Source organism: Actinoplanes sp. NPDC049681, assembly GCF_044465265.1.
GTDB lineage: Bacteria > Actinomycetota > Actinomycetes > Mycobacteriales > Micromonosporaceae > Actinoplanes.
Window position 1 is genome coordinate 311,172 of the sequence record NZ_JBITLP010000011.1, and the last position, 6,675, is coordinate 317,846.

7 protein-coding genes are annotated in these 6,675 nt (G+C 73.3%); 3 read left to right on the top strand and 4 right to left on the bottom strand.

Annotation, left to right across the window (positions count from 1 at the left end; genetic code table 11):
* Positions 1-43: 43 nt before the first annotated feature.
* A complete protein-coding gene (locus ACIBO8_RS35570; RefSeq protein ID WP_396119904.1) occupies positions 44-823 on the bottom strand; it encodes an aldo/keto reductase in 780 nt (259 codons plus the stop codon).
* 98 nt (positions 824-921) lie between these two features.
* Between ACIBO8_RS35570 and ACIBO8_RS35575 the strand changes: the two genes are divergently transcribed.
* The gene (locus tag ACIBO8_RS35575; RefSeq protein WP_396119905.1) at positions 922-1,287 is read left to right on the top strand and encodes a response regulator; all 366 of its coding nucleotides are present in this window, start codon (positions 922-924) and stop codon (positions 1,285-1,287) included.
* Here the strand turns inward: ACIBO8_RS35575 and ACIBO8_RS35580 are convergent.
* The gene (locus ACIBO8_RS35580; RefSeq protein ID WP_396119907.1) at positions 1,220-3,565 is read right to left on the bottom strand and encodes an ATP-binding protein; all 2,346 of its coding nucleotides are present in this window, start codon (positions 3,563-3,565) and stop codon (positions 1,220-1,222) included. The two genes, ACIBO8_RS35575 and ACIBO8_RS35580, sit on opposite strands and share 68 nt — an antisense overlap.
* A gap of 69 nt (positions 3,566-3,634) precedes the next feature.
* Complete coding sequence (gene gsmA / locus ACIBO8_RS35585) at positions 3,635-4,777, bottom strand: sporangiospore maturation cell wall hydrolase GsmA (RefSeq protein WP_396119908.1); 1,143 nt, start codon at positions 4,775-4,777, stop codon at positions 3,635-3,637.
* A gap of 191 nt (positions 4,778-4,968) precedes the next feature.
* Between gsmA and ACIBO8_RS35590 the strand changes: the two genes are divergently transcribed.
* Together ACIBO8_RS35590 and ACIBO8_RS35595 are read left to right on the top strand one after the other, a co-directional pair.
* Positions 4,969-5,910, top strand: a complete 942-nt coding sequence (locus tag ACIBO8_RS35590; RefSeq protein ID WP_396119909.1) for a phosphatase PAP2 family protein — start codon at positions 4,969-4,971, stop codon at positions 5,908-5,910.
* A 15-nt stretch (positions 5,911-5,925) separates the two neighbouring features.
* Entirely contained in the window at positions 5,926-6,495 is a 570-nt protein-coding gene (locus ACIBO8_RS35595; protein ID WP_396119910.1) for a general stress protein, read from the top strand.
* 63 nt (positions 6,496-6,558) lie between these two features.
* On the opposite strand, the gene ACIBO8_RS35600 is transcribed toward ACIBO8_RS35595, so the two are convergent.
* Positions 6,559-6,675: sigma factor-like helix-turn-helix DNA-binding protein (locus ACIBO8_RS35600; protein WP_396119922.1), on the bottom strand; the 117-nt coding region annotated here is incomplete at its 5' end.

Consider the following 6,675-nt stretch of genomic DNA (forward strand, 5'->3'; position numbering starts at 1 on the left):
GGCACTCCCGGCGGGAAATGCCCGGTGATTATCGCCGCCCCGGTCAGCCCAGCCGGGACAGTCCGTCGATCTGCGCCATCTCCTCGCTCGAGAGCACGAAACCGTCGATACGCGCGTTGCCGGCGATCCGCTCGGGCGTACCGCTCTTGGGAATGACCACGATGCCGTGCTGGACGTGCCAGCGCAGCACCACCCGGGCCGGGTCGACGCCGTGGGCGGTCGCGATGCGGGTGAGCACCGGGTCGTGCAGGTTGGTGGTCTTGAACGGCGAGTAGCCCTCGACCACGATGTCGCGTTCGCGGTGCTCGGCGACGAGCTTGGCGTCGTACAGCTTCGGGCCCCAGCGGATCTGGTTCACCGCCGGCTTCTCGCCGGTCGCGGCGATCAGCTCGTCGATGCCGTCGATGTCGTAGTTGCTCACGCCGACGGCCCGCGCCCGTCCCTCCTGCCGGGCGGCCAGGAACTCCCGCCAGACGGCCACCGAGCCGCCCCGGCGCGGCGGCCAGTGGATCAGCCACAGGTCGACGGCGTCGAGTCCGAGCGCGGCCAGGCTGGCGTCTAGGGTGGCCCGCTCGCGGCCCACGCGCTCGGGCGGCAGCTTGGTGGTGACGAAGACCTCGTCGCGCGGTACGCCGCTGTCGGCGAGCGCCCGGCCGACCTCGGCCTCGTTGCCGTACATGGTCGCGGTGTCAAGGTGGCGGTAGCCGGCCTCCAGCGCCTCGCGGACGGCGTCGTATGCCGCGTCGCCGCTCAGCTGCCAGGTGCCGAAGCCCAGCAGGGGCATGGCGACCGGACCGCCGAGGGGTACGGACGGAAGAGTCATGGCTCCATCTTGCAACGAAGTCGGCGCGGCCCGTGTCCCGTGGGCGCCTGCGTCTTTATCCCTGCGACACCGTCGCTGAGGAAAGGGCGGGAGCCCCCATGATCGTCGTCGCCGAGGACCACGAAGACATCCTGTTCGTGCTGCGGCGCGCCCTCGAGCGCGCGGGGCACGAGGTCGTCGCCACCACCGACGGGGCGGCCGCGCTGGAGGCCGTGCGCCGGCACCGGCCGGACGTGGTGATCACGGACGTCGACATGCCGAAGATGACCGGGCTCGACCTGTGCCGGGCGATCCGGGCCGACGACGGCCTGCGGCACATCCCGGTGGTGCTGGCCAGCGGCTCGATGCTGCCCGGGGACGCCCGCGCGGCCGAGGTGGGCGCCAGTGCCACGCTGCTCAAGCCGTTCCTGCCGGCCCAGCTCCTCGCATGCGTGGCGGAGCTGATGCCGTCCCCGCCGCTCTGACGTCCCCGCCCGGTTCGTGCAGCGCGGCCTGCTCGACCGCGGCGCGCTCGGCGAGCGCCCGGCCCAGCGCGGCCCGCGCGGGTTCGGGGCCGTCCGTGCCGGTCGCGTCGGCCAGCGGCAGGGTGAAGTGGAACCGTGTTCCTCCGCCGGGGTTGTCGGTCACGCCGATCACGCCGCCGTGGCGTTCCACGATGCGGCGGCAGATCGCCAGGCCGAGGCCGGTGCCGGCGTACCCGGCCGCGGTGGTCGCCCGGTGGAACGTCTCGAAGATGTCCGGCTGGTCCTCCGCCGGGATGCCGATACCGCGGTCGGCCACGTCGATGCGGGTCCAGCCCTCCTCCGCGGGGGCGGCCGTGACGTCGATGCGGGCGGCGCGTCCCGCCGGTACGTACTTCAGGGCGTTGCCGACGAGGTTGTCCAACACGTGCCGCAGCATCGCCGGATCCGCGTCGACCACAGGCAGCGGGCCCACGTAGATGTCCGGCGGCGGGGTCCCGGCCGGCCGCGGCTGCTGCGTACGCTGCTCGATCACGTCCGCGACCAGCGGGCCCAGCGGCACCGGCCGGTGCTTGAGCGGCGCGTCCCGGGCGGTCGCGTACGCCAGCAGCGTGTCGATCATGCCCGCCATCCGGTCCACCGCATCGGCGACCCGTTGCATGGCGGCACGCGCCTCGCGGACCTCGGGGCCGTCGGGTGCGTCGGCGAGTTCGTCGGCCGCGTTCTCGCAGTGCCCGCGGACGATCGACAGCGGCGCCTTGAGGTCGTGCGCGACCACCCCGGCGAACACGGCCAGATCGTTCTCGTAGCGGCGCAGCTCGGTGATGTCGTGGAACACCGCGACGGCGCCGTGCTGCCCGGCGCTGGGATCGAGCGGGCGGCCGTCGACGCTGACCAGGATGTCGTCCGGGCGGCTGTCGTTGCGGATGAGCATCTCGACGCCGTCGGAGGACTCCCCGCGCAACGCCCGGACCAGCGGCATCTCCTCCACCGGGAAGGGGGTGTGGCCGTCGGGGCGGAACAGGCCGTAGTGCTCCTGCCAGCCCTCCGGCCCGCCGACACCGTCGGCGACCCCGAGCAGCGCCTGGGCCGCCGGGTTGTGCAGCAGGAAGGCGCCGTTCTCGTCGACCACCCCGACCCCGTCGCCGATGCTCGCCATGATGGCGCTCAGCAGGCCGGCCTGCCGGCGGCTCTCCGCCTCGGCGGCCCGCAGGTCGGCGGTCGCGACCAGGACCCGTGCCTGCGCCCGCGAACGCCCGGTGGCGAGGGTCCAGACCACGAGCGCCAGCATGCCCGTGATGACCAGGCCGCCGATCAGCACCGCGGTGGGCGTGCCGCTGCGGGCGCCCGGCAGGTAGTGCGAATCCGCGCCGGTCAGCAGGGTCCACTGCCGGTCGGCCACCGGGAAGGAGGCCTGACGGGTCAGGTCCCGTACGCCGCGGGCGTCGTACGCGGCCACCTCGACGCGCCGGCCGCTGCCGTCGGTGGCGTACAGCTCGCCGTCGAGCAGGCCCTGGCTGGCGGTGCTGAGCACGCCGCCGAGGAAGTCCCGGCCGTGCAGGCCCATCGCGAGCCATCCCAGGAACGGCGGCACCTGGCCCGGGGCCCGGTCGGCGGCGAAGACCGGCGCCACGAAGAGGAACGACAGCTGCTGGCGGGCCTGCGGCAGGTTCCGGTCCCCGAGCAGGACGTACGCCTGGGACACCGTGGGCTGCCCGGTGCGGCGGGCCTCGGCCAGCGCGGCTGCCGGCTCGGGCGCGGCCGACACGTCGAGACCCACGACGCCCGGGTCGCCGTTGTTGAGGCCGCGCCGGAAGACCGCGAAGAGGTGCTCGCGAGACGTGCCGAGCGGTTCCAGGGTGAGACCGGAGGCGCCGCGCGAGCGCCAGAGCCGTTCGGTCTCGGCGACCCGGCCGGGTGCGGCGGGCACGACGAAGGCCACCGACGTGGCACCGACCAGACCGGCCTGGTCCAGCGGGGCGGTCGCGGCCGCGAAGTCCGCGGCGGTCAGCCGGGCGTTGGTGCCCAGCCCGGCGGCCACCGCGTGCATGAGGTCGCGGTAGCGGCCGGTCTCCCCGGCGACCGCCGCCCGCGCGACGGCGGTGCGCTGGTCCATCACCCGGTCCGCGGCCACGCGCTGATCCGCACGCATGGCCCCGACCATGGCCAGCGTGGCGGTGACGCCCAGGACCAGCAGGCCGAGCACGAGCAGCGGGCCGACGAAGCGTCCCTGCCACGCTCCCGCCGGCTCGTTCCGCGCGGTACCGGGCCTGCTCCTCACCGAAGCGAGCATAAGACGCAAATCACCCCCGCCGACGGGGTTCCGCCGACGGGGGTGAGGATCGCTCGCTTACTTCCAGGTGTCGTACTGGTACAGGTTCCAGGACGCCATGATGCCGGTGACCTTGGTGTAGTAGTTCGGGTCGGTGGCGTAGCCGGCCTTCCACACGTTCCAGATGAACTTGTTGGCGTTCTTGGTGTACGCGAACGCCGGCTTGTACCGGGGGTTCACGCGCAGGAAGTTGCCGTGGTCGCGGAACGAGTTCGCCTGCGAGGAGTACGTACGGAAGGCGGCGGAGGTGGAGAAGCAGTTGCCGGCCTTCGTGCACTCCTGCGTGCGGACCACGTGGCAGCCGTTCGCCAGCTTGCCGTAGTAGCCGTTCTGGCACTTGATGCCGAAGTAGTTCTTGTCGACCGCGGAGAGGCTGCTGCGGCCCCAGCCGGACTCGAGGATGGCCTGGGCCATCGTCACCGACGGCGGGACGCCGTACTCGCGCCACCCGCGCTGCGCACCCGCCACCGAGGCCTTGATGAACTGCTCCGGGGTGAGCGACACCGTCGGCGCCGGCACCGCCGAGCCCGTGCAGGCCGGGATCGTGCCCGAGTACATGTACGCGTGCGAGATGTACGCGCCGGCCGACGTGCGGTCCCACTGCCCGGTGGTGCGGACCGTACCGTTGACGCTCTGCCCGGTGACCGCGCAGACCAGGTCGACCTTGGTGCCGGAGACGACCGAGCCCAGGATCGACCCGGCGGTCGACGGCGCCGAGCGCAGGTTGACCCGGCCCTCGAAGCTCTTGACCGTGCCGACCACGTACCTCCTGGCGGCCGTGCTGCCGGCCGGCTTGGCCTTGACCGGCACGGCGGTCGGCGAGGGCGCCGCGCAACGCGGCAGGGTGCGCGAGGCCGACACGTACCCGTGGGAGATGTACCGGCCGGCGCCGATGCGGTCCCACGCGGTCGTCGTGCGCAGGGAGCCCTTGACGCGCTGCCCGGTGATCACGCAGGCGACCGTGACCTTCTGGCCGTTGCGCACCGAGCCGACCACGGTCGCGGTCAGCGACGGCGCGGACCGGACCTTCAGCGTGGTGCCTACCTTCACGGTGGCGGTCACCCCGGCGGCGACAGCGGCCTGTGGCGCCACGACCAGGCCGGCTCCGAGCGCGACCGCCAGCAGCGGCCCGGTGAGCAGTCGTCGGGCGGTGAGCAGCATGAAAGTCCCCTCGGTCGCGGCCTCGGCATCCCCTCGCTCCGGCTCCGTTAGAAGGTCGCGAGGCGCCGTTGCGGGCCGAGAGCGAAGCCGGGTGCAGTCGAGTTGCCGTGACCCCCGTCGCCCACGCTTGAAATCGGTGCGGTCTGGGCATTGCGGAACCGCCCGCCGCGACGTACAGGAGGACCCACCGGATGACGGCCCTGGCATCCCGCCCCGTGCAGCAGGAGAAAGCCGCTGCAGGCCGCGGAGTCACGCACGTGTTCGCGCACGCGTTCGTCAGCGTGCTGGCGGTGGCAGGCGTCGCGCTCGTGTACTACGCGTGCGTCCGTACGCCGCTGGGCCAGAGCGTCGACACCCTGGTCATGCGCGGTGCCGACGTGCACCACCCGAGGGTCGTCCAGGTGCTGGACCGGGCCCTGAACGGCACGACGCTGGTCAGCCTCGTGGCGGTCTGCCTGGTCGCCGCCACGATCGGCGTGATCCGCCGCCGCGCGGACCTGGCGATCGCCGCGGCCGTCCTGGTGCTCGGCGCCAACGCCAGCACGCAGCTGCTCAAGAACCGGCTCCCCCGGCCGGACCTCGACGGCTTCCCCGCCCCCAACTCGTTCCCGAGCGGCCACACCACCGCCGCCGCATCCGTGGCGTTCGCGCTGATCCTGGTGCTGCCGTTCGCGATCCGCGGCACCGTGGCGCTGGCCGGCGCGGCCTACGTGACGGTCATCGCGATCGCCACCGTCTGGGCCGAATGGCACCGCCCGAGCGACACGATCGCGGGCCTGCTGATCGTCCTGGCCTGGGCCGCGCTGGCATCGGCGTTCGTCCGGGCCCGCCGGGTGCGCATCACCGGCGTGACGGCACGGCCCAACCGCAAGGCGATGCTGCTGTTCACCGTCGTGGGCGCGTTCTCCGCGGCGGCCGCCCTGCTCGGCCTCGGCGCGGTGGCGATCTCCGAGCGCCTCGTCCCGGACCTCGTCTCCGGCCGCGTCGCTTTCGCCGCCGGGGTGGCTGCGGTCACCGCGTCGGTCGCGGCCGTCTTCGCCATCTGGGTACGCCTGGCCGCCGGCGACCAGCCGTCGTCACCCGGCGGGTCCCCCGTACCGGCCTCGGCATCCTCCGCACCCCTGTCCGACTGACCCCCTGGAGGCACCATGACCACCCCGACCGAACCGACCATGCCGGGCGCGTCCGGCACCGTCCCCCCGGGCCCGGCCGGCGTGCCCTTCACGCCGGCGACCGAGCCCGCCGCCCCGGCCGGCCTGCCCACCCCGACCGTCACCGTGGCGACCTACCCGGACTACGCCCTCGCCCAGCAGGCGGTCGACTACCTCTCCGACAACAAGTTCCCGGTCGAGAAGACCAGCATCGTCGGCACCGACCTGCGCCTGGTCGAGAACGTCCTCGGCCGCGTGACCGTCGCCCGCGCCGCGATGGCGGGTGCGGCGAGCGGCGCCTGGTTCGGCCTGTTCCTGGGCGTCTTCTTCGGCCTTTTCAGCAACTCCAACTGGTTCAGCGTCATCTTCCTGGGCCTGCTCATCGGCGCGATCTGGGGCGCCGTCTTCGGCGCCATCGCCCAGGCGATGACCGGCGGCCGCCGCGACTTCTCGTCGCGCAGCTCGCTGCAGGCGGCCCAGTACGCCGTGATCGCCGACGCCGACGTGGCGGACGACGCCCGGCAGCTGCTGACCCGGCTCAACTGGCAGAACAGCGGCGCCAGCTGACCCCCGGAACCGAGAACGCGCCGCCTCCCGGCACGGAGGCGGCGCGTTCGTGTCCCGGCAGGGTCAGAGCGAGGCGTCCAGCTGCCCGCGGAGCTTGGTCAGGGCCTTGGTGAGCAGGCGGCTGACGTGCATCTGGGAGATGCCGACCTGGTCGGCGATCTGCGACTGGGTGAGGTTGCC

What these genes read in the sequence shown, in the direction of transcription:
- ACIBO8_RS35570 (WP_396119904.1), bottom strand. Translation starts at nt 823, where the DNA reads ATGACTCTTCCGTCCGTACCCCTCGGCGGTCCGGTCGCCATGCCCCTG.
- gsmA (WP_396119908.1), bottom strand. Translation starts at nt 4,777, where the DNA reads ATGCTGCTCACCGCCCGACGACTGCTCACCGGGCCGCTGCTGGCGGTC.
- ACIBO8_RS35575 (WP_396119905.1), top strand. Translation starts at nt 922, where the DNA reads ATGATCGTCGTCGCCGAGGACCACGAAGACATCCTGTTCGTGCTGCGG.
- ACIBO8_RS35590 (WP_396119909.1), top strand. Translation starts at nt 4,969, where the DNA reads ATGACGGCCCTGGCATCCCGCCCCGTGCAGCAGGAGAAAGCCGCTGCA.
- ACIBO8_RS35595 (WP_396119910.1), top strand. Translation starts at nt 5,926, where the DNA reads ATGACCACCCCGACCGAACCGACCATGCCGGGCGCGTCCGGCACCGTC.